Annotated in this window: 20 protein-coding genes and 3 pseudogenes; 5 read left to right on the plus strand and 18 right to left on the minus strand. The window is 68.6% G+C overall.

From position 1 onward, the window contains the following. Positions 1 to 72: 72 nt before the first annotated feature. The 4 genes from O7626_RS30495 to O7626_RS30510 all read right to left on the minus strand — a co-directional run bounded on the left by O7626_RS30495 (position 73) and on the right by O7626_RS30510 (position 2,852). Positions 73 to 918 (minus strand): hypothetical protein, encoded by an 846-nt coding sequence (locus O7626_RS30495; RefSeq protein ID WP_278064485.1) that lies wholly within the window; start codon positions 916 to 918, stop codon positions 73 to 75. Between the two features lies 1 nt (position 919). Next, entirely contained in the window at positions 920 to 1,906 is a 987-nt protein-coding gene (locus O7626_RS30500) for a DUF932 domain-containing protein (protein ID WP_278064487.1), read from the minus strand. 244 nt (positions 1,907 to 2,150) lie between these two features. Continuing rightward, positions 2,151 to 2,366 carry a hypothetical protein gene (locus tag O7626_RS30505; protein ID WP_278064488.1) on the minus strand — a complete coding sequence of 72 codons (216 nt, stop codon included), beginning with the start codon at positions 2,364 to 2,366 and terminating at the stop codon, positions 2,151 to 2,153. Between the two features lie 219 nt (positions 2,367 to 2,585). Beyond that, on the minus strand, positions 2,586 to 2,852 hold the full coding sequence (locus tag O7626_RS30510) for a hypothetical protein (RefSeq protein WP_278064489.1): 267 nt from the start codon (positions 2,850 to 2,852) through the stop codon (positions 2,586 to 2,588). Between the two features lie 97 nt (positions 2,853 to 2,949). On the opposite strand from O7626_RS30510, the gene O7626_RS30515 reads away from it, so the two are divergent. Further along, positions 2,950 to 4,110 (plus strand): tyrosine-type recombinase/integrase, encoded by a 1,161-nt coding sequence (locus O7626_RS30515; protein ID WP_278064490.1) that lies wholly within the window; start codon positions 2,950 to 2,952, stop codon positions 4,108 to 4,110. Positions 4,111 to 5,174: 1,064 nt separating this feature from the next. Further along, positions 5,175 to 6,272, plus strand: coding sequence for a site-specific integrase (locus tag O7626_RS30520; RefSeq protein WP_278066383.1), 1,098 nt, complete (start codon positions 5,175 to 5,177; stop codon positions 6,270 to 6,272). 630 nt (positions 6,273 to 6,902) lie between these two features. Here the strand turns inward: O7626_RS30520 and O7626_RS30525 are convergent. Beyond that, positions 6,903 to 7,343: a hypothetical protein gene (locus tag O7626_RS30525; protein ID WP_278064491.1), complete on the minus strand. Its 441-nt coding sequence runs from the start codon at positions 7,341 to 7,343 to the stop codon at positions 6,903 to 6,905. Positions 7,344 to 8,186: 843 nt separating this feature from the next. Here O7626_RS30525 and O7626_RS30530 point away from each other — a divergent pair. Continuing rightward, a pseudogene (locus tag O7626_RS30530) lies at positions 8,187 to 8,369 on the plus strand (ISL3 family transposase); the annotation flags it as partial. A gap of 197 nt (positions 8,370 to 8,566) precedes the next feature. Here the strand turns inward: O7626_RS30530 and O7626_RS30535 are convergent. Next, positions 8,567 to 8,728 (minus strand): hypothetical protein, encoded by a 162-nt coding sequence (locus O7626_RS30535; RefSeq protein WP_278066533.1) that lies wholly within the window; start codon positions 8,726 to 8,728, stop codon positions 8,567 to 8,569. 131 nt (positions 8,729 to 8,859) lie between these two features. On the opposite strand from O7626_RS30535, the gene O7626_RS30540 reads away from it, so the two are divergent. After that, entirely contained in the window at positions 8,860 to 9,291 is a 432-nt protein-coding gene (locus tag O7626_RS30540) for a transposase (RefSeq protein WP_278064492.1), read from the plus strand. On the opposite strand, the gene O7626_RS30545 is transcribed toward O7626_RS30540, so the two are convergent. The 3 genes and pseudogenes from O7626_RS30545 to O7626_RS30555 all read right to left on the minus strand — a co-directional run bounded on the left by O7626_RS30545 (position 9,273) and on the right by O7626_RS30555 (position 10,730). Further along, positions 9,273 to 9,635: a transposase family protein gene (locus O7626_RS30545; protein ID WP_347404876.1), complete on the minus strand. Its 363-nt coding sequence runs from the start codon at positions 9,633 to 9,635 to the stop codon at positions 9,273 to 9,275. The genes O7626_RS30540 and O7626_RS30545 overlap by 19 nt on opposite strands. Before the next feature lie 221 nt (positions 9,636 to 9,856). Then, positions 9,857 to 10,042: pseudogene (locus tag O7626_RS41605) on the minus strand (hypothetical protein); the annotation flags it as partial. A 151-nt stretch (positions 10,043 to 10,193) separates the two neighbouring features. Then, entirely contained in the window at positions 10,194 to 10,730 is a 537-nt protein-coding gene (locus tag O7626_RS30555) for an isochorismatase family protein (RefSeq protein ID WP_278064494.1), read from the minus strand. Between the two features lie 142 nt (positions 10,731 to 10,872). On the opposite strand from O7626_RS30555, the gene O7626_RS30560 reads away from it, so the two are divergent. Further along, positions 10,873 to 11,133 carry a transposase gene (locus O7626_RS30560; protein ID WP_278066385.1) on the plus strand — a complete coding sequence of 87 codons (261 nt, stop codon included), beginning with the start codon at positions 10,873 to 10,875 and terminating at the stop codon, positions 11,131 to 11,133. A 347-nt stretch (positions 11,134 to 11,480) separates the two neighbouring features. Here the strand turns inward: O7626_RS30560 and O7626_RS30565 are convergent, their stop codons facing one another. From O7626_RS30565 to O7626_RS30605, 9 genes and pseudogenes are all read right to left on the minus strand, one after another. Next, positions 11,481 to 12,455: a hypothetical protein gene (locus tag O7626_RS30565; RefSeq protein ID WP_278064495.1), complete on the minus strand. Its 975-nt coding sequence runs from the start codon at positions 12,453 to 12,455 to the stop codon at positions 11,481 to 11,483. A gap of 86 nt (positions 12,456 to 12,541) precedes the next feature. Next, a complete protein-coding gene (locus O7626_RS30570; protein WP_278064496.1) occupies positions 12,542 to 13,036 on the minus strand; it encodes a SigE family RNA polymerase sigma factor in 495 nt (164 codons plus the stop codon). Between the two features lie 173 nt (positions 13,037 to 13,209). Continuing rightward, positions 13,210 to 14,003 (minus strand): IS5 family transposase gene (locus O7626_RS30575; RefSeq protein ID WP_278066386.1). Its coding sequence is split into 2 segments (ribosomal slippage): positions 13,210 to 13,670 and positions 13,670 to 14,003, totalling 795 coding nucleotides; the frame shifts between segments, so codons are not numbered across the junction. 633 nt (positions 14,004 to 14,636) lie between these two features. Next, positions 14,637 to 14,948: pseudogene (locus tag O7626_RS30580) on the minus strand (hypothetical protein); the annotation flags it as partial. After that, on the minus strand, positions 14,945 to 15,409 hold the full coding sequence (locus O7626_RS30585) for a hypothetical protein (RefSeq protein ID WP_278064498.1): 465 nt from the start codon (positions 15,407 to 15,409) through the stop codon (positions 14,945 to 14,947). The gene O7626_RS30585 and the pseudogene O7626_RS30580, both read right to left, overlap by 4 nt. A gap of 266 nt (positions 15,410 to 15,675) precedes the next feature. Then, positions 15,676 to 16,824 carry a helix-turn-helix domain-containing protein gene (locus O7626_RS30590; RefSeq protein WP_278064499.1) on the minus strand — a complete coding sequence of 383 codons (1,149 nt, stop codon included), beginning with the start codon at positions 16,822 to 16,824 and terminating at the stop codon, positions 15,676 to 15,678. Between the two features lie 432 nt (positions 16,825 to 17,256). After that, on the minus strand, positions 17,257 to 17,844 hold the full coding sequence (locus tag O7626_RS30595; protein ID WP_278064500.1) for a M23 family metallopeptidase: 588 nt from the start codon (positions 17,842 to 17,844) through the stop codon (positions 17,257 to 17,259). A gap of 32 nt (positions 17,845 to 17,876) precedes the next feature. Beyond that, positions 17,877 to 18,683: a replication-relaxation family protein gene (locus tag O7626_RS30600; protein ID WP_278064501.1), complete on the minus strand. Its 807-nt coding sequence runs from the start codon at positions 18,681 to 18,683 to the stop codon at positions 17,877 to 17,879. Positions 18,684 to 18,745: 62 nt separating this feature from the next. After that, positions 18,746 to 20,344: a type IV secretory system conjugative DNA transfer family protein gene (locus O7626_RS30605; protein ID WP_278064502.1), complete on the minus strand. Its 1,599-nt coding sequence runs from the start codon at positions 20,342 to 20,344 to the stop codon at positions 18,746 to 18,748. Positions 20,345 to 21,132 lie beyond the last annotated feature (788 nt).

Below are 21,132 nucleotides of genomic sequence, written 5' to 3' on the forward strand. Positions count from 1 at the left end.
GTCAGAAGGGATGTGGCCGGTGTGCCGCGCGGCCCGGGGTCGGACCGTGGCCGCGCGGCACGTCGCGATCGGTCAGGGATGGGCGGGCGGTGGCCCGGCGGCACCGTCCGGGGTGGCCGGTTGACCGGCGAATCCGGGCGGGACGAACGGCGGGGCGGCCTTCACATGCGGCAGGAGCGGGTCGAGCTTCTGGCCGATCCGGTCGAGAACGATCGACCCGTACGCCGTCATGTGCGCGCCCACGGCGAGGGCCTGGACGCCGGTGAGCAGCACGACGAAACGGCGGGCCGAGGTGTCGTGTACGTGCAGCTCGACGTGGCCGTTGGTCAGCGGCCGGACCGGCATGAACCGCTCGATCTGCGCCGCGCTGGGCAGTCCCGTGCGGAGGGCTTCGACCAGCTCCGGCCACTTCTCGTCGACGAGGGCGTCGAACTGCTCGGCGCGGGCGGCTTGGCTGGCGTGTTCGGCCTCGCTGGCCGAGTGTTCGGCCAGCGTGCGGGCGACAGCGGCTTGCGCGAAGTGGCCGCACACCTCGTTGGCCAGTGCGATCACTGCCTCGGCGGTGGGCGCGGGTCCCTGCAATGGCGCCGCGCTGGGCAATCCCGTACGGAGTGCCTCGACCAACGCCGGCCACTTCTCGTTCACGAGCGCGTCGAACCGCTCGGCACGGGCGGTCAGCCTGGCGTGCTCGGCCTCGCCCTCCGAGTGTCCGACCATGGCGCGGGCGACCGCAGCCCGCGCGAAGTGGCCGCACACCTCGTTCGCCAGCTCGATCACCGCCTCGGCGGTCGGTATCGGCGCACGCAGTGGCGTGACGGCGGGCTCGGTGGTGGCGTCTGCGGTTCCGGGCGCGGGGTACGCGCCGGTACCGGGGCCGGGCGGCGGGGTGTTCCCGCGCCGGTCCCAATGCCGGCCCACCTCAGACCGCCAGCAGCTCGAACGCGCGGGCCTTGAGGTCCGCACCGGCACCGGTCAGCGCCCGCGTAGCGCGGACGAGGTCGGTCTTGGCGGGGGCGAAGTGGTCGACGTACTCGGTGATGGCCTGGTAGCCGGCCCACCGGGTGCCCTTGATCGCCTTCTGCGTGTCGGCGTCGCGGATGAGGTACCGCAGCATGTTCGTGCGCTGCTTGGCGTTGTTCTTCGCCGTGTCGGAGGCGTCGTCGGCGAGGGGCCACACCTGCGCGATGATCTTCTCGAACTCGCCCATTGTCAGCGACTCGTTGATCATCTTTTCGGCTTCGGTCTCGAAGTCGCGGAACGCCTTCCACATCAGCCCGAGGGCCTGCCGCGCCTCGGCGATCTTGCTGTTGACGTTCGAGGTGTGCCGGAACGTGTACGAGGCGCGCGACCGCTGGTAGGCCAATGCCTGGGTGTTCGCGCACACGATCCGCACCGGGGTCGCGTCCAGGCGCAGCGAGGCGGTGCCGTCGTGGGAGGTGGTGGCGGCGAGATAGAGGTCCATGTCGTCGACCCCGGCGATCTGCATTGCCGTGGGCAGCTTCATGGTCACGAAGACCGACCGGCCCTTGCGCATCGAGCCGGCCGTCTCGAAGTGCGCGCCGGAGGCGTCGACTAGGAGGTTGAGCGTCTCGGCGACCTGCTCGTTCTGGACCACGCTGTAGTCCTCGCCGACCACGCCGAGATACTCGGTGACGCCCGTGACCGGGTTGGTCCGCACGGTCATGTACTTGTCGGGGCAGTCGACCTTCGTCACACCCTTCGCGGTGATCTCGATGCCCTGAATGGCGATTTTGCGGACCTCCCAGCCGCCGAGCCACGCCTTGCTCATGACCTCCTGCGCGGTCATGCAGGCGTCGGCGATCGTGCCGAGTTGGTGCCAGGCGGACACCCTCGCGGAGGCGAAGGCCGTCTGCCCGTTCGCGAACGTTTCGAGTTCGTGTGCCACGGTGGCACCCCTTTCCGGGTCGTGTGGTTCGGGTGGGCGGCGGGCCGGGGGTCGCACCCCCGGCCGCGCCGTCACAAACAATGTTTCCTACCTCTACCGGTCGATCAAGACGATCGGCTGGAGTCGATCGAGGTTTCTGCGGCGAATCTGACGCCCGCCGCGCGGCGTGGCCTACCGGGTGCCGGTGGCCGGTATAGCTGCCCGTCGGAACGATAGGCAGGCTGGAACGGCGGCGGATGCGGCGTTACGGTGTCCAGCGGACGTTGCGGTACGGGAGCGGGTCGCTGCCGGCCGAGCCGCCGCCGGACCACTCCACGTGGCCGGTACCGCCGAAGGGGTCCGCGCCTCGATGCGGGTCGGAGTGCCCGGGAGTAAGGCCGCACTCGGTGCCGTGCGAGTCGTGGCCGCCGGTGACGTATGCGGCGCCGCAGGTCTCCGGCCGATCGGGCTCGTCGTGCATGTGTCGTGCCTCCTGTTGTCGAGTGTTCGGGGACGGCCAGCCCTGGTCGGTCGCGAAGGACACGAACACCGAGGTCTCGCGGTGCTCTCGGTCATCTCCGGTCGCCGTAGCTGCACCGTCATGAACAATGGCTCCTACCTCCACCGGGTCCATCGAGTCGGTCCGGGCCAATCGGTCGAGGTTGTTGCGGCGGATCTCACGCCCGCCGCCAGGCGTGGCCTACCTGGTGCCGGTGGCCGGGCGTAGTCGCCCCTCCGGTCCGTAGACGTACACGCGGACGGTTTTGAACGGGGCCGGTAGGTACACGCTGTACCCGTGTTCGGGGAGGAACCGGGTCCGGTAGGTGCGGGTGATGCCCAACAGGTACCGGTCGGGTTTGTCGCCGTGCGACCCCGGCGGAATGATGCCCGCCCCCGGACGGTCGGCACGGGCACGGCGGTGCCGACCGAGCGCCAGATGAGGACACAGCGACAGGGCGGCGCTCATGCACTCCGTTATCTCGACGGTTGCGCTCGCGGCACCCTGGCTGTCTTCCTCGTTGGACTCGTCCGAGTGGTCTTCATCGGCGACCCAAGGAGGACGGTTGCAAGCGTTGAAGGTGGTTGACGACCACGGCGTGCTGCGATGGCTGTTGGCTGGCGAGGATGGCGTGCCGGTGGAGATCGTGGGCCGGTTCCTGAAGTTCTTGCAGAACCGGTCGTTGTCGCCCAATACAGTAGCCGCGTACGCGCGAGATCTGACATTGTTCTTCCGTTTCCTTGATCACCGTGGCCTGACGTACGAAGCCATCGGCCCGGCGTTGGTGGTGGAGTTCCTCGATTTCTTGACGCATCTGCCGGTACGCCGTCCAGGCAAGCGGCAGGCGCTCGCGGTGGTCACGGCCGACGCGGGCGGATCGGGACGGCGACGGGCAGGCAGCTCGATTAATCGGACAATGGCGGCGGTATCGAGCTTCTACGAGTTCGTGATTACGGTTGAGGAGTGCGACGGCGAGAACCCGGTACGCAAGGTCGACGATGTCGCCTCGGGCAGGGTGGCCGATCGGCATCGGCCGTTCATGGGCCGAGCCAGCCGGCAGCGTCCAGTGCGCCGTGCGGTCCGGGTCAAGACGGTGCGGGGCCTGCCCCGCCCGATGGCGCCCGAGGACGTGATGGAGTTGTTCGCCACGTTAACGACGCAGCGGGACCGAGCAATCTTCTTGTTGATGCTCGACGGTGGGCTGCGGCCCGGTGAGGTGCTGGGTCTGCGGATCCCGGACGACGTTGAGTACGGCCGACGTCGGGTGCATGTGCGCCACCGCGACGATCACCCGAAGGGTGTGCGGCAGAAGTCCCGCACGGACCGGGTGGTGGACCTGCACGACCCGCGCACGCTCGCGGCGGTGTCGGACTACGTGATGACCGAACGGCCCCGCGACTCCGGTTCACCGTTTCTGTTCCTGGTCGGTGGGCGGGGCCGTCGACGTTGTGAGCCGTTGGGCTATCAGGCGCTGTGGGCGAGCTTCGCCCGCCGCTGCTCCCGGCTCGGTATCCGCACGCCGTGGACCACGCCGCACGCGCTACGGCATACCCACGCCACGGCGATGTGGGAATCGGGTATGCGGGAGTTGACGCTGCAGAAACGGCTCGGGCACGCCTCGCCGGAGTCAACCCGGATCTACACCCGGGTGTCCGACCCGGAGGTGCTGGCGGACTACGAGGCGGCGACCGCGGCAATCATCCGCCGTGGGGAGCAGGCACGGTGAGCGGCGTTGTTTCCGTGGCCGGACAGGGCTCGAACTGGTTGCGGCACTTCACCGATGACGAGTACGCGGCGTTGGTCGTCCCGGCGGACAAGGGCCGGTCGGAGTCGAGCCGGACAAGACGTCAGGCGAGGCGTGAGTTCATCGAGCAGTGGCCAGATCTCGGCGCGTGGATGGCCGCACCGGTGGCGGAGCGGCTTTTGCATGCCCCGCCGTATGCCGTCGCTCGACACCGGCATGTGGTGGTCCGCGGGCACCGGCTCTATGTGAGTCTGCTGGCGATGCACGGGCGAGTCACGCTGGACTACCCGTGGCTCTTGGCGAACTCGTTCAAGGACCTGCTGACCGAAAGCGGCAAGCTGCTGGGTATGGGACCTGAGTGGCTGACACCGTTGGATGGCGAGGCAGAGCGGATCGGGTACCGGCAGCCCGCCGCGCACCGCACCTTGGCCGGCGCTGGCATCCGCATCGCCCTGCACCGTGGCAGCCCGGACTGGCAGACGATCACCGATGAGGATCTGGACCACTTCCGGGCCGAGTTGGACGCCTTCGCCGCCCGCGACGACGTACGCACCCTGCGGCCGGAGTTCGTGGCGGGTGGGTCGGTGCGCGACTGGTACCGCAACCTGCGCACGAGTATCTACACCACCCGGGTCGTCCTGCACAGCTTGGGCGTGGTCGCCGAGCAGGCCCGGTATATCTCCAGCGGACCGCGGCCTCACCAGCGCTCTTTAGGGCCGCCGGCAATCGAGAAAGTCATCGACCGGTACATCGAACGGATCGCGCCGGCCCGCACTCAGGCAAATCTGCGCACCCGGTTTCGGGTCTTCACTTCCTGGCTGGCCGAGCACCATCCCGAGGTGACAAACCTCGGCCAGCTCACCCGGGCCCAGGTGGAGGAGTTCCTGACCTGGGTGGCCACCGGTTACCGCAACTACCGCACCGGCGAGCCGGTCAGCGTCTCGACCCAGGTACACACCATCTCGGTGCTCAACGTGTTCCTGCGCAGAACTCTCGCCTGGGGCTGGGCCGACGTGCCGGACCGTCCGCTGCTGAGCCACCTGGACATGCCCAAGCAGGTCAAGACCGTACCCCGCTACCTATCGACTGGGGACCTCGACGCGGTGGTTGAGGGAATCCGCGCGTTGACCGACCCCTACCAGCGGGCGGCGTGCCTGATCGCCCGGTGGGTCGGGCCACGTCGCAGTGAAATCCTGCGCCTGGAACTCGACTGCCTGGACACCTACCCCGACGGTCACCCGAGGCTGCGGATCTCAGCCGGCAAGACCTACACCGAGCGCATCGTGCCGCTGCACCCCGAGGCCGCCGACACGCTACGAGCGTGCATCGAGCAGACCCGCGCGCGCCGCCAGCGTCCGCTCGTCGACGAGGTCACCGGCAAGCCGACCAGCTACGTGTTCCAGCTCCGTGGCCGGCTGTTCAGCCACTACTTCCTGTTCGACTCGGCGCTGCAGCAAGCCTGCGAGCACGCCGGCCTCGTCGACGCCGGTGGCGGGAAGACCGTTACCAGCCACCGGTTTCGGCACACTGTGGGCACCCAGCTCGCCGAGGAAGGCGCCCGCATCCAGACGATCATGGCGATCCTCGGCCACACCAGTCCGGCGATGAGCCTGTTCTACGCCCGCATCACCGACACCGCCGTGCTCCGCGACTACCAGGCCGCCCTGCAACCCGGCGCTCACCTCGCCGGCCCCGCAGCCGAGGCGATCCGCAATAACGACCTGTCTGGACAGGCCGTGCAGTGGCTGACCAGCAACTACTACAAGACCGCCCTCGAACTTGGCCACTGCCTACGGCTGCCGGAGGAGGGCCCCTGCGAGTGCGACCTGTTCCTCACCTGCTCCAAATTCCTCACCACCGCCGAGTACGCGCCCCGACTACAGCAGCGGTACTGCCTGGAGCAACGGCTTGCCGAAGACGCCACGCAGCGGGACTGGCCCCGCGAGGCAGAACGGCACACCGCTACAGCCCGCCGAATCGCTGACCTGCTCACCGAACTCGGCCAACCCGTCGCAATCGAGGTGAACGAACCAGCCGCCGTCTCTGCCGGTCGGCCCGACAGCGTTGCCCGTGCAGCATCGGACAGCTTGTTCAAGCCGGCCTCCCGACCACATGGCGCCATTCAGGGTGTCGACGCTGGGTAACGCAAGCCACTGGTATCCGGAACCAGGCATCCGATACTGCGCTGCGGCACCGGGTCTCCGTTGAGGTCCTTGACGTGTCGTCGGAGGCTGCGAAGCCGGCCAGACTGAGATGCAAGTCCACGGTGGTGTACACCTGGGTCGCGGTGCGGGTGAGCCAGTCATCGATTGGGCGGCGCCACTCGAGCGAGTAGGGCAGTGTCCTCGCCATACGGAAACGCGTCCACCCGCCGCTCGGCCCGGCCAAGCGTCCGTGTCGGCAGGTAGTCCAACCAGCCGGGACCGTCATTCCTCACGGGCGGCGAAGGCGCCGCACGTCGACCACACTCGAACCACCTGGCCACTTCTGGTGATCACAGGGTGCGGAACGGCTCACGGAGCGCTTCGGCGGGGGATTACGCGTCGCGGACAGATGGCGCCGAGATCGCTGACGCCAAGCAAGGCGACGGAGGCGTGATCCCTGCTGTGTCGGAGTAGCCGAGTCAGTCAGCTCTACAACGCCAAGGGGCCGGCGCCCATCGTAACCCTGATGACCCTGGGACCAGCTCGCAGTCCAGCACGTTGACGCCTGCGGTCATAGCCCGCTTCGTCGGCGTCGACGCTCTGACGACTATTGCCGTTCTCACCGTGGCGTCATTCCAGTTCGGCTATGACGTCGCCGGCCGCGTCATAGCCAATGACGGCGGTGATGTCGGAGAGGCTCATCCCGTCACGCCCGGGACCGCTTTTGGGAAGCCAGACCGCGTACGCACCGACCTGGCGACCCTCCGACACGGGCAGCGGGTGAACGGCGGCTGTCGCGGTCTCACCGAACATGGTTACGGAGACGGTGGCGACGTCGCCGCGCACGTTCCCTACCAGGATGATCTCCTGCTGCTGCGGGTCCAGGGGCGCGACGTAGGGTAGCGGCTTGGCGGGCAGCATCGGGGGACCACTGCTGTCCAGAGCCGACGAGACCGGATTACAGAAGACGAAATTGTTGGCCGCATCATCCTTGACCTCTGCGCCGGTGCGGGTCGCGCGTACGCAGAATGCGCCCTCAGTTAGCCAGGCGGAGGTCTCCCAGCCTGGCACAGAGGTGTCCAAGACTACGGGCGGCCGCCCAACTGGTGGATGAGGTAGCGGCGTAGCCGCTTGACCTGCGGATGCACACCCTGACATAGAAAACAGCCCGGCTAAGACGGTCAAAGTGATGCGAGAGCGCATGGTTCAAGTGTATCGGGCTTGCCCGGGGAGCGGGCACCCTGATACGAGCCTCGGTCCTTCGTGCACCCAGCCGTGACGGCGGGACAAGTCGAACCGGCGGTGACGACGTCGGTGAGCCGTGTGAGAGAACCGCATGCACGGTTCGAAGCGGCGGGAGTTGGAAACGGAGCACCATGGTCACGGCCACCCAGTGGGACACCCGGACGAGAAATCGCCGTAAACTCGAAGGCTGCCGGGCCTACCACCACGACGTGCCACCGCGCCACCGCGCCGGCTCCCGACCCCACACGCCTCGGACCCGTCGGTTTCACCCTCGTGCGGCATCTATCGCTGCTGGTCGACCCGCTTGTGGTGACAGCCAGGGTGCGTGGGCGGCCGGCGCGCCGATGGGCGTGGTCTCCTGGATTCTCCTGGATCGTGGGGTGAAGGGTTGAGGGCGATCAACCGGTGCAGGGATGGCCGCGATCCGGTCGTACGCAGTGATGATCTGGATGGCCCGTGGCCAGTTGGATGGGATACGTATCCAGCGGCGTCATTGTCCTGGGGGTTAGTCGGGCGGCTGTGTGCAGGATTCGGGGCTCACCGAAGTTGATGGGGGCCGGCTGATGTCGTCGGCGTGCCAGGGTGGACCCTGGTGTGAGGGGGCCCGTGGCTCCTGGTTGATCATCTTGTTGTCGAAGCAAGGTTGATCACAACAGAAGAGCCACGGGCATGGTTGAGGATACGACCCGGCTGCTGGGCCTTGCCGGTCTGGCTGTCGTCGGGGTTGTCGAGGGGCCGGAGGGTCCGGTTGTGGACCTGGTCACCGCGAATGAGTGGGCACGGCGGTGTCCGGAGTGCGGGACACCGGCGCGTAGGTCGAAGGGCCGGCGGGTGACCCGGCCTCGTGACCTGCCTGTGGGAGGGCGGCGGCCGGCGCTGCGGTGGTGCAAGCGCCGCTGGCGCTGTGACGAGCCCGCCTGCGGGCGGGGGTCGTTCACCGAGGCGGTGGCGGCGGTGCCGGCCCGTAAGCGGTTGACCGCCCGGTTGCGGGCGGCGGCTGGTGCGGCGGTCGCCGACGGTGGACGCACGGTGGTGCAGTCGGCACGTGATCACGAAATGTCCTGGCCGGTGGTCGCCGCCGCGTTCGCCGCGCATGCCGCTGCGGTGCTGCCACGGCAGCCGCGACCGGTCGAGGCGTTGGGGATCGACGAGATCCGCCGGGGCAGGCCGAAGTTCGTGTTCGACGAGACCACCGGCACGTGGGAGAGCACCGTCGACCGCTGGCACGTCGGATTCTGCGACCTGTCAGGCGGGCAAGGGCTGCTCGGTCAGGTCGAGGGCCGCAGCGCCCAGGTTGTGGCCGACTGGGCTCCTGGCCCGCCCACCGGCGTGGCGTGCCCAGGTGCGCTACGTCGCGATCGACATGTGCACGGTCTTCAAGTCCGCCGTCGGGCGGGTGCTGCCGCACGCCCAACTCGTCGTTGACCACTTCCACCTCGTCCAGTTGGCCAACGCCACCGTCACCGAGGTCCGCCGCCGGGTCACCGTGCAGGTCCGGGGCCGCCGTGGCCGCAAAGGCAACCGCGAGTGGGAACTGCGTAACCGGTTGACCCGCAACGCTGCCCGGATGCGCGCCGAGCACGTCGACGACCTGCAAGCCGAACTGGCCGCGCTACCCGCGCGCATCGGCGTGCCGATCCTGGCGGCGTGGAACGCCAAGGAAGACCTGCTCGACCTGCTCGCACTGACCCGCACCGACCCGGACCGTGAACGCGTCGCCGTGCTGCTGGACCGCGAGCGCTATTCAGAATGTGGTTATCCCCAGGTTCGGTAGATTTCCAGTCCGGTGACGGTGCGTAGTACTTCGGGGAAGTCGGTGAGGCGTCCGCGCCAGCCGGTGTCGAGGATCTTCCAGTTGACCAGGTGTGCGATGGCGCGTTCGACCGCGGCGCGGGTGCTGTTGATGGCTTGGTTGCAGGCGCGTCGTACGTCACCGAGCTGGCCGCCGCGGGGTTTGCGGTGCCCGGTGATCGCGGCTGTGCCCAGGTAGCCCAGGTCGGCGACCATGCCTGGGCCGCCGGGTTGGAGGTGGTTGGCCCAGCGGTCGGCGATGCCGGACTCGGCCAGGGCTCTGCTGTCGTGGCGGGCACCGGGTACCGGTAGGCCGGTGTCGACCAGCCGGCCAGGTCCGACACCGCCTGGACGTTCAGCCCGGCGGCGTGGCGCTTGCCGGAGTACAGGTCGGGTACGCCGGCGCGGTTACCGGTCGGGGCCAGGAACCCGTCGACCAGCACCGCCGACCGCTTGGCCTGCTGGCGTACCTGTCCGGCGAACTCGGCGGTGACCGAGCGCAGCAGCGGCCGCAGCCGCCGCACGACCCTTGAGACGGTGGACTGCGAGCAGCCGAACAACTCGCCGGCCACGGCCTGGGACTCGTTACGGCGCATCAGGAACAAGGTGGGCACCACCGCCCGGTACAGCCCGAGCACCCGCCGCCGGCCCCGGACCGGCTGCCACACCCCGTCCAGCACGTCGAACACCGCGCCGACCAGGTCGGTGACTTGATCGCCGCGTAGTCCGGTCATAGCCTGACAGCGCGGCGGCCGCCCCTCGTTGATCTCTTTGGTCCACACAACCCAGGTGATCTACACCGGGGCGGTCGCCGTCACCCGTAGCAACACCCGTGCCCTTGACCACAGTGGACTATCGTGTGGGTTCTGAACAGCGCTCTCGGCGTCAACTGAGCCGGTCGAGCACCTCGTCAGTGGTGACCACCTGGCCGAACCGCGGCAGGACCACCGTCAGCGCGTGCTCATGCTCGGTCGCCGTCATGCCGGTCATCGCATCGGCGGCGAAGATGACCTCGAACCCGTGATCGGACGCAGCGCGCGCGGTCGACTCGACGCCCATCGTCGTCGCAATACCGGTCATGACCACTGTCTCCACGCCGCGCTCCCGCAGCCGCTCGGCCAAGCCTGTGCCGTAGAACGCGCCGATGGTGTGCTTCACCACCGCGATGTCGCCGGGCTGCGGCTGCAGCTCGGGAACGAACCCGCTACCGGGCGGCTGCTGGGCTACCCCCGGGCGATCCACCCGGACCAGCACCACCGTGCCGCCCACTCGGCGGAACGCTGTCACCAGACGGCTTGCCCGGGCCACCACATCAACGCCCTTGTAGGGACCCAAATCCTGCTCGACGATACGCGGCATCAGGTCCACAACGATCAGCGCGCTACGTCCGGCAACGAGAGGCTTGGTAAGGAGTGGCAGCATCCACTGACCCTAACAGGTCGGCAGGCGCCAAGAGGGCCACCATCAACAGCGTCCGCACTGTGAACGCCCAACCGACTTCCCCGGAGTGCTACGCACCGTCACCGACCTGGCGACCAACCGCACCCGGGACAAGCCAATCTGAATAACGCTCCGCTTCTACCGCCGCTGCGCCACCAGCGACCTGCCCGAACTTCACCGCCTCGCCACCACGATCGAGACCTGGTGGCCACAAATCCTCGCGTTCATCCGCACCGGAATCACCAACGCCGGCTCCGAAGGCACCAACCGCGTCATCAAAACCATCGCCCGCGACGCCTACGGCTTCCGCAACCCCGTCAACCAACGCCTACGCACCCGCTGCGCCACAACCCGACGAACCCGAGGCCACCTCAACCCCCGCTAACTTCGTTGAGCCGGATTCGGTGGCGCAGCCGCTTGGTCGGCCACGGCGAAGTGGCCGTCCAGACCGTGCAGTTGGAACCATCGGGTGAGGTCGACGGCGGTTGCGGTGCGGCGCACCGATGGCAGGTTCGTATGCGCCCTCACTCTTACCCATCAAACCCACAGCGGAGGCTGTAGGCCGGCCATTGAACCAGGTTGGACCGTCAGTCCAACTCGCGCCGTTGCCGTTCAACAGGTCTTGGTCTAGCCCGGTATTGATATCTCGCGGTAATCCCGGGGAACCCTGGTATCGACGTTTGGGTGTCCCCGTGGCGGTCGAGGACCGCCACGGGGGCGAGAGTTAGCGCATCAGCAGCCCAAGCAGGCGTAAGTCCAACCGATACTGCCTGAGACCTGGTAACCACCGCGGGCCGCAATGGTGTGAGCGCCCGCCGCAGATCGAGTATCCGACTGACCCCCAGTGCTCGCGCCGTGCCATTCTACCTTGTAGAAGGATTGGTTCCACGTCACGTCCCAACCGGCGCGACAGAGCGGGATAGTGAACCCAAGCTCAACGACCTGGGACAAGCCGACCGTGAAGGTGGAACAGGGGTTTGGGCCGGGCTGGTTGGCCGACGGAGATGCCTCGATAATGTTGAGCGTGGTACTTACGTCGGGGACCCAGTCGGTAGATACGTACCCCTTCTGAAGTTCCTTCCCACCGGCAAGTACGCCGGTGCCCCAGCCGTGTGCTGTCGCACTCCAGAAGTCATACCAGGTCCAGTTGCCCTCTGACCCTCCCCATTGCCCCTCGTATGATATGTGGCAGCCGGACCAGTTGAATTCGGGGTCCGGTGTCCCATTTTCGCTGTCCATGCACCAGGAGTTCAAGATCGGCGGGTCGTCCAGAGCAGCCACACCTTTTGTGGTTGCATACTGCTGGGCCTCAGACGGGCTCATTCCAGCGGCGAGCGCGTCGGTGAAGACGCTGCGACCAGCCGCTGAGTAGGCGGCGGCCGTTGTCCGGGAACTGTTGACAGTGCGCGGTTGGACTACCGACACCTCCCGGTCGTAGCTGCGGAGGCCGTTGGCCATGATGGTCGGTATCTTGGAACCCTTGAAGATTACCTTCGCGCCGGTGGAGGCGACGACAGTGATGACGCTAGCGCCGTCTTGGTAGCGCGTACGGACGGCCGAGCCGTCGTAAAGCAGCTCGGCGGAGAGTAGGGCTGGGCTCCAAGCTGTGTCCTCGATGTTGGGTGCAGCCTGGGCCGCCCCCGCGATCGGCATCGACCCGACCAACAGCGCGGCGGTGACTGTGGCGAGTGTGCGACGCACTTTCATTGATTGGTTCCTCCCTTGTGGGGACCACACGTTGGGTGTTGCTTGTGTACACGTCGCAGCGGGAGATGAATGCTGCATGGCGGCGGTCAGAATCTGAGGTCGCGACGCAGCGCATCGAGGGCCCGTACCGTCTGGCTGGTAATAGTCCCCGAAGCACACCCGAGTGCCCGCGCCGTCTGCTCGACACTGAGGTCACAGAGGAAGCGCAGCGTGACAACGGCACGTTGACGTGGGCCCAGCCGCCGCAGTGCGGGCAGCAACATCTCACGGTCGTCAACGGCGGTGTGCGAACCTGGTGACGAGACGGCATCCGCCGCGAGGAGCGTCGGGACCTCGTATCGCCACCTCAGCCGGCGACGCTCGCTCAGATAACGTCGCAGCACGACGCGGCGGACATACGCGCCCAACTCCGCCCGCCGGTCCAGGCGGTCCCAGCGTTGGTACACCGTGCATAGCGCCACCTGCACAAGGTCGTCGGCTTCGTGCCAGTCGCCGCAGATGTGGTAGGCCTCGCGGCGCAGCCAGGATCGCATCGCCTGGACGAATGCCTCGAACTCCACATCGTTGACATCGCTCTCCATCGGAGATCCCGCTTCCCCGTGCAGTCGGCGACCCTCCACGCAACATGCATCGCCGTGACGCGGTGCGCAGGGAGGCCAAATCCATCTATGAGCAAAGATATCGACGGAGGCCGACGGCTACAACCAGTATGTGACCTTGGACACACCGTGACGGCAGTGCGGCCTTAGAGGTCCTAACAAAGTCGTACGACGTGTCGGTACGTGATGATGCAGGTGGCGAGGGCGAGGAAGGCTTCGTGGATGTCGTCGCGGCGTTCCCAGCGGATGCGTAGCCGTTTCATGCCGTGGTACCAGGCGATCGTGCGCTCGATGACCCATCGGACTACTCCCAGGCCGGAGCCCTGCGGTTGACCGCGTCGGGCGATGCGTGGGCGGATGCCCTTGGCCCGTACCGCCCGGCGGTACTTGTCGTGGTCGTAGGCGCGGTCGCCGAAGAGTTGGTCGGGGCGGCGACGCGGTCGGCCACGACGGCTGCGTACCGGCGGGATCTTGTCGATCAGCGGGAGCAGTTCGGTGACGTCGTGACGGTTGCCGCCGGTCAGCGACACCGCGAGGGGGATGCCGGCGCCCTCGGTCAGGACGTGGTGCTTCGAGCCCGGGCGGGCGCGGTCGACCGGGCTCGGCCCGCTTTTAAGCCACGTCTGGCGGCCCGGACATGTGAGGAGTCGATCACGGCACGAGACCAGTCGAGCTTCCCGGCCGCTTGCAGTTCGGCCAGCAGCAGCTCGTGCAGCCGCTGCCACACCCCGGCCCGGTTCCACTCCTCCAGCCGCCGCCAGCAGGTCATCCCCGAGCCGAACCCCAGTTGTTGAGGCAGGAACTCCCACTGGATGCCGGTATGCAACACGAACAAGATCCCGCACAGGACCTGCCGGTCCGGGATCCGCTTACGTCCCGGGTGCCGCGGGTTGCGCTCACGTTTGGGCAGCAGCGGCTCGATGCGCTGCCACAGCCCGTCCGGCACAATCCACGGCGGCTGCTCACCACGCCTCACGGCCCGACATCGTAGATCACCCTCTACAAGGGACGGAAGACCCAGAGATCATTTTGTTAGGACCTCTTATTGGCTTAGCGTCAATCCGTTGGGTGATTGCCTCCGGCCCGAGTCTTCGCTGGTGGTGGGCTCGTCGGGCCTGGCTTGGGATGTTCGGCGCCAGGTTGATCGGTGCAGGGCGTGTCCTTGGTGGTAGGGCGAAAATGAAGGTTGAGGCGTCGGCGAATTTCGGCACGGTTAGCGCGATTATGGTCCGACTACTCGTGGTGGTGCTGGTGGTCAGCACGGCCCGGGTGCGGCCAGCGGGGGATACCGACACTGGGTCAACGAGGATTACCTGCGTATCAAGTAGAAGAGGGTGGGGGCCAGACCTGCGCGGACTCCGCCGACGGAGTCTGCGATTGCTTGCTGCCATCACTCATAGTTGCCGAAGGCGATCCAGACCGCCGCAGAGGGTGGAGCCACCTCGGGCCGCCCTGCTGGGCCGGCTACGGCCGTCCGGCCATCTCGGCGACACAAGCGCCCGAGGCACGTAAGCCCAGGAGAACTAGGCCGCCTGGACCTATCCCCGTGTTACAGCCACCCAGGACTGAGATCTCAAAGTGTCGAGATAAACTCCGGGTGCCCCGGCGGGTCCGTGAAGCGCATCAGCTCAACGGCCCGAGGGCCGCCGATGAACGCCACCCAATAGCCCAACGGCTCCCCGCACAGCGAGCACCGACGCTCGACTGCGAGGCGGGTCGAGGTGGTGGTGTTGATCGTGGTGAAGTCCACATGCGACCCGTCGCCGGTCGGGTCGGGGTGGATGTTGACCGGCGGGATGGGCAGGCCGCGCCGCGCGTCGTGGGGACGCGCGGCCAGCGAGGGCGGGATGTCGGGCCGGTCACCGGCCGGGCCGGTACCTGCCGGGCCGGTCATGACGCACCGGACCCACGGCCGGGCCGGGCATCGGTCACGGTGATATGCGGTTGCTCCGTCCGCAACACGGCGCGCACCTGTTCCCATTGCGCCTCGGTCATGCACCGGGTCACCGAGTCGAGGTTCGCGCAGCCCATTGTCCCGGCCATGAGGTCGGCCGCTTCCTTCGAGTCGAACACGGCCACCATGTCGCCTCCGGCGACCGTGTAGACGAGGGCATCGTCGGTGGGCCAGGACCCGAGGCCGGTACGGCGGTGTTCGGCCAACCACCGGCCGATCACCTCGGCCGGGTCGCCGGTCAGCGTGCCGGTGTCGTAACCCTCGTCGTCGAGCCACGCGAGGTGATCGGTAACGGTCCAATCAGGATGGACTAGCCAGGATTGCCGTACGGCCTGCCACATGGTCAGGCGTGCCGGAGCGCCGATCGGTTCGGCCGGTTGTGAGCCGTTCGGGCCGGGCACCGGGCATAGCGGGGTGCCGTCGTGGTGGGACGCGGCCGGACGCGAGGTGAGTCCGTCGAGGGGCCAGTCACGCGGCGGCACCCTGCGGGCCGGTTCCCCGCATTCCGGGCAGCGCAGCGACCCCGGCGGGGGCGTCGGACCGTGCGCGGCGTGGTCCCGGTGGGGATGGTTGTGAGGGGTGGTCATTGTCTGTTCCTTCCGTGCGGTTGTGGGTGGGCGTGCGGGTGCCGGGGCCGGGCACGGTGCCCGGCCCCGGCGGGGGTGGGTTAGGCCGCTACCGGCGCGACAGTGGCCTCGTCGGTGTCGGCCTCGTCGGCGGTGGTGTCGTCGCTCTGCGACGGGGCCAGGAACGCCTTCACCTCGGCGGTCGGGGCGGGCGGGTTGTCCGCGAGGGCGTACGTTTCCGGGGCCTCGCGCGTCAGGATCAGCACACCGACCCCGGTGAGCTTCTCCATGGCGTTGCGCACCGCGCCGGGGCTCCGGCCGCCGATCTCACGCGCGACGGTGCCGGGGGTCACCTCGTGTCCGGTGCCGAGGTCACGCATGAACGCCTCGACCCGGTTACGCAACTCGTTCTTGCCCAGCCGCACCGACCCGTCGCTGTTGATCTCACCGGTCGCGCGGCCCGTGCCAGTGGTGCGCCGGGCCGAGGGGCGGCGGATCTTGCGGGTGTGTCCGCACGTCGGGCACGTGGTGTGAGTCGGGGCGTTGGCCGGGTCCACCGTGGCGAGGTCACCGTCGCCGATGACCCACAACTCGTTACCGGCGTCGTCCACCGGCAGGCGACGGGCGGCACCGGCAACCTCCATCGCGGCGAGGATCGTGTCCCCCATTACGACCGACAGACCACTCTCGTTGATCGCCTCGTCAGCGGTGATGCCGTCCGGGTGCCCACCGAGCACCCCGGCCATGATCAACACTTTCAGGTCCGGCTGACGCGGGGCGACCGGCACCGCTGACACCGGCGCACCGGACACCGGGGCGGGCACCGTCGGCTCGTCCGGCTCACCGTCCCCGTTCGCGTCATCGTCGGCGGACGTCGCCTCGCTGGCCGTGTCCGGGGTCGCGTCGGTGGTGGCTGGAGTCGGCTCGTCGGTCGTGTCCGGGGTCGCGTCGGTGGTCGCCGGGGTGTCGTCCGCCGGAGTCGGCTCGTCGGTCGCGTCGGCGGTGTCCTCGGTGGTGGTGGCGAGTTCCCAGGTGTCGGCGCTCTTGCGGTTGCCCTTGGTCGGGTCGGGGGTGCGGGTGGCGGTACCGGCCGCTTCCATGTGCTTAAGCGCCTCGGTGACGGCCGGCAGCGGGATGTCCGCTTGCGCGCCCAGCTTCCGGGAGGTGAGTCCAGGATGGCGGCGCAGCGCCTCGGCGACGGCGCTCCGGGCCTCGTCGGTGCCGGGGGTCAGCAGAATGTTCGCGGGCATGGCAGTACACCTCCATGAAAAGGGATCGGCAAATGGCGATTCCGCGTACGCGTGGTGCGCATTGTTTGGCGGTTTCGCCGGGGCGGTTTTCGTTGCCCACGTCCATGGACGCTCGATGCCCGACGGTTGTCAACCCGGTTGCGCAAGACTCTTTACATGGGGCCGCATCACCCCGGTCACGTTCTCCATTCCGGAACCGTTGCCGTCGTGCGGAACGCCATTTGACGGCCCTGTGTTCGCCGCTGCGGCGCGTTCGGCCCGTCCTGCTAGTACCGCGTAGGGTGGATGGTGAGCGGCCCGCACGCGCCGCCTTACGGCGTTGCGGTTTTCGGGGGTTCAACGACTACGCCGCGCGTCCGGCGGACCGGACGCGCGGCGCTCACCGCACCCCGTGGCACCTTTTCGGATTGTGCGGGAAATCACTTCACGCCTTTACAGGGATACGCCTTTTCGGCGCATGAACGGCACCGGGTCAACCGCATTTTTCTCGGTGGCGGGATAGCCTTCGTGGATCTCGTAGTGCAAATGTGGTCCGGACGAGTTCCCGGAACTGCCGACGTGGCCGATAGGCTGCCCTGCAATCACCGTCTGTCCTACCCGGACAACCGGCTGTCGCACCAGGTGGCAGTAACGCGACACGACGTCGCCAGCGTGGCGGATGTCCGTGTACCAGCCGCACCCGCCGAGGCCGGGGTAGCCGTCACGGTCGCACGGCACCGGCCCGCCGGTCGGTTCCCACGAGTTCCTCCCGACGTTGCACCGCACGCGCACCACCACGCCACCGGACGCGGCACGGATGACGGCGCCTTTCACTGCCATGATGTCGACTCCGTCGTGGCCGGGCCGGCGGCCGGTGCGGAAGCCGGAACCGGCCGTGCCCGCTACCGGACGGGTCCACCCGGACGCGGTGATCGGCGCACCGTCACAGACCGGCAACGTATCGCCGCAGCTACCTACGGCCCCGCCCCCGCCGAACACCGAGGAGACGACTCCGGCGGTAGCGGCGGTAAGCAGCAGCAACGCCCCGGCGGCACCGGACGCGCCCCATACGGCTAGCCGGCCCACAGCGCGCCACCGTCCCCGCCCGGTGCGGGCAGTTCGGCCAGGCTCACCCGGTCGGGGTGCCCGACGATGCGCCAGACCGGCCCCGCCGGACCGCCGTTGTCGGCGGTGGCGGTGGCCACGGTCACCCCGTCGGGCACCCCGGCCCGCCGGAGGTGGGCGTGCAGGTTGGTCTCACGGGCGGTGGTGGGTAGCCAGAACAGCACCGGATACCCGCGCCGGGGCGGTAGCGCGGCGTAGCCGCCCAGCTTGCCCACGACTCTGCCCAGCGTTTCGGTACCGAGGTCAGCCTCGACCCAGAACGGCACCGCGCGCCCGTTGTCGGCCCACACGCCGTGCCCGTCCGGGCGTACCAGGTTGCCGCACGCCTCACGGCAGCGTGCCTCGTTCCACCACCGCGCCAACCGCGCCCCGGGGTGCGTGCGGGCATGAGCCGTGAGCGCGACGAAGAACCCGTTCACCGTCACCAGGTGCGCCAGTGTCGGGGACATGGCGAGTCGGGCGGTAGCGTCGCGTACGACAGCCGGACGAGGTAGCGCCTCGTCGCGTCCGGCCGCGATGATGGCCGCGCCGACCGGGCCTAGGGTCCACCGCCACGCTTGCGAGCCGGGCCGCTGGTAGTGCCGGAATCGGTCGAGGATGTCTCGGCCGTGGAGGGTGTTGAGCCGGTTGCGGGCACGGCCGACCGAGCCGAAGGCGAGGTCGACGAGCTGATCGGTGGTGAAGGTCCGGTGCTGGTCGAGCAGGTCCAGGAGGTGCCGGTCTCGGGGAGTGAGCCGGCCGAGTTCGGCGGCCACGACGGACGCCGTGAGGCGGGGGCTGCCTTTGGCTGGCGTACTGGTAGGAGGGATATCTCTTATCAGTCGGTTCCGGTCCACCAGTCCTCCTCACCCCGGTCGACGTGCGCGTATGACGTGTTCAAGGGGGCGTGTTCACCCGGCTGTTCGTGGTCGTTGGACTGCTCGTTTGATCGCTCGTTAGAGGTCTCGTTAGACCACTCGGGGTGGAGGGCGAAGGTGTTGCGACCCACCAGCTCCACCACCGCCCCCTCGACCGGCGTCGACATCTCGGCCGGTGCGGCAGCGGTCGCGGTCTCGCCGAACAGCCGGCGACGTTGCACGGCGGCGAGGCCGGTGTGGTCGCGGGCCGCTCGGCGCAGCTCGCCGGCACGTCCCTTGACGGCCGGGGGTGGGGGCTCGGTGTCGGCGGTGACCGGTGGCACGACCCGTCCGTTGGCGACGGGCCGGAGGACGACTTCGTAGCCGCCGAGGCGGATCAGGTCCCCGTCATCGAGGTACGGCCGCAGGTGCCGGGCCTGGTCGATGGCATCACGGGGGGCGAGGGCGAAGTACACCTTGTTGCGGGCGTTCGCGTCGATCGCCTCCACCATGTCCCTGGACAGTTGGCCGAGGTACTGATGGGCGAGGACGAACGAGGTGTGCAGGCCACGGGCCTCGGCGAGGGCGTCATCGATGCCAATGGGCAGGTGCAGAAAGTTGTGGCACTCGTCCAAAACGATCATCGCGTCGGGACGGTCGTCCTCGGGGATGCGGGCGCGGGCGGTGGTGGCCTGCCACAGCCCCGCCAGCAGCAGCGACCCGACCAGGCGGGTGCCGTCCTCGCCGATGACACCCTTCGGTAGCCGGGCCAGTAGCACGCCGCCGTCGAGGATGTCGGCGAACGAGAAGGTGGTGGCCGGCACCCCAAACAGGCTGTTCGCCATCGGGTGCGCCAGCACGAGACGTAGCCGGGACAGCAGCGGGGCGACGAGGCCGGAGCGCTGCGCGGCGGGCAGCTCGTTGAACCCTTCCCAGAACTCGCCGAGGGTGTTGCCCTCCCAGGCGTTCAGCTTGCCGGTGACGGCGTTGACCCATCTGGTTCTCAGGGTCGAGTCGGACAGCAGCCGCGGTAGTTGGGCGAGGGTGGCGCCTTCGAGGTGGGCGAGGGTGAGCAGGCCGTGGTAGCAGATGTCGGCGGTGCGGTGGCCCCACCATCGTGACCACACCTTCGCCATTACCGCCGTGAGGTTCGCGGCCACCTCATGTGCGCTGCCGCCGTGCACGGCCGCGTCGAGCAGGTTGATCGCCGGTGGCGCGGCCCGTTCGTCCGGGTCGATGAGGACCAGCCGGTCCCCACACGTCCTGGGCAGTCGGGCGAGCAAGTCACGGATGAGGTCGCCCTTGGCCGGGTCGAACGCGGCGACGCCGCGCCCGGCCTGCACGTCGTCGAGGATTATGCGCATCAGCAGCGTCGTCTTGCCTGTGCCGGTCGGTCCGAGCGCGTGGAGGTGGTACCGGCAGTCGGTCAGGGAGATCCCGACTCGGATCGGCGGTCCGGCGTTGGTGACGCCGATGACCTTGCCGCCCAGGCCGTGTCGCTCGTCCAGGGGCACCAGTTTCAACCGGCGGCACTCGGTGCGGGTGTTCGACGCGGCGGCCTTGGTCTTGGACTTGTTCAAGGTGTGCTCCTACGGTCGGTGGATCGTCGGTTGCGTCGGGCGGTGCCTGCGCCGTCGTGCGCGGGTGCGTCTGCTGACCGGTGGTCCGGAAGATGTCGCGGGTGGCGGCGCGGCGGCGGGACGCCGCGCCGGGTAGGCCGTAGGCGGCCGGTTCGGCAGGCAATCCTGCGAAGGCGGCGGCTTCCGCGACGGAGACGAGGCTCATCCGGGCCTCGGACACCCATCGATTGGCCGCCGCGACCGCACCACGCCGGAGCCGGCGGCGGGTGAAGTGCGCCGACAGCAGCCCGAATCCGGAGCTGACATCAGCCGCCGCCGCGACGGCGGCGGCCTTGGTGGGGCCGGTGGCGACCGTGTGCACGGCGACGAGCAGGTGTGGTGCGTCGGCGTACTTCGCCCGCGCATGCCGGGCCAACTCGGCGGTGTACGGGTCGGTCGGGCCGGTACGTCGGCTCGGGCTCGATGGGCCGGGGGTGAGGATGTTCAGCACGCCGATGAGCAGCGCTCGCAACCCATCGGCGAGTAGGCCAGCGGCGCGGGCGGCCCCTCTCCGGCGGCGGGCGCGCTGGGGGTGGGTCATCGCGCGGCGTAGCAGCCGCAGCCGGTGGGCCGGTGCCCGGCCGAGGTGGACCTGCAGCAGCGCGCCGCCGGTGCGCCCGGCCGAGGCGAGCCCGCCGTAGACCGCCCGTAACCGGTCCTCCTCAGGCGTGCCCGCGTCCACGCCCCGGCGCGCTGGTGGAGAGGCGTCTTCGACCAACGGGAGCCATTCCGGCTGGGTGGGCCAGACC

Origin of the sequence: Micromonospora sp. WMMD1102, assembly GCF_029626265.1 — a bacterium.
Taxonomy (GTDB): Bacteria; Actinomycetota; Actinomycetes; order Mycobacteriales; family Micromonosporaceae; genus Plantactinospora.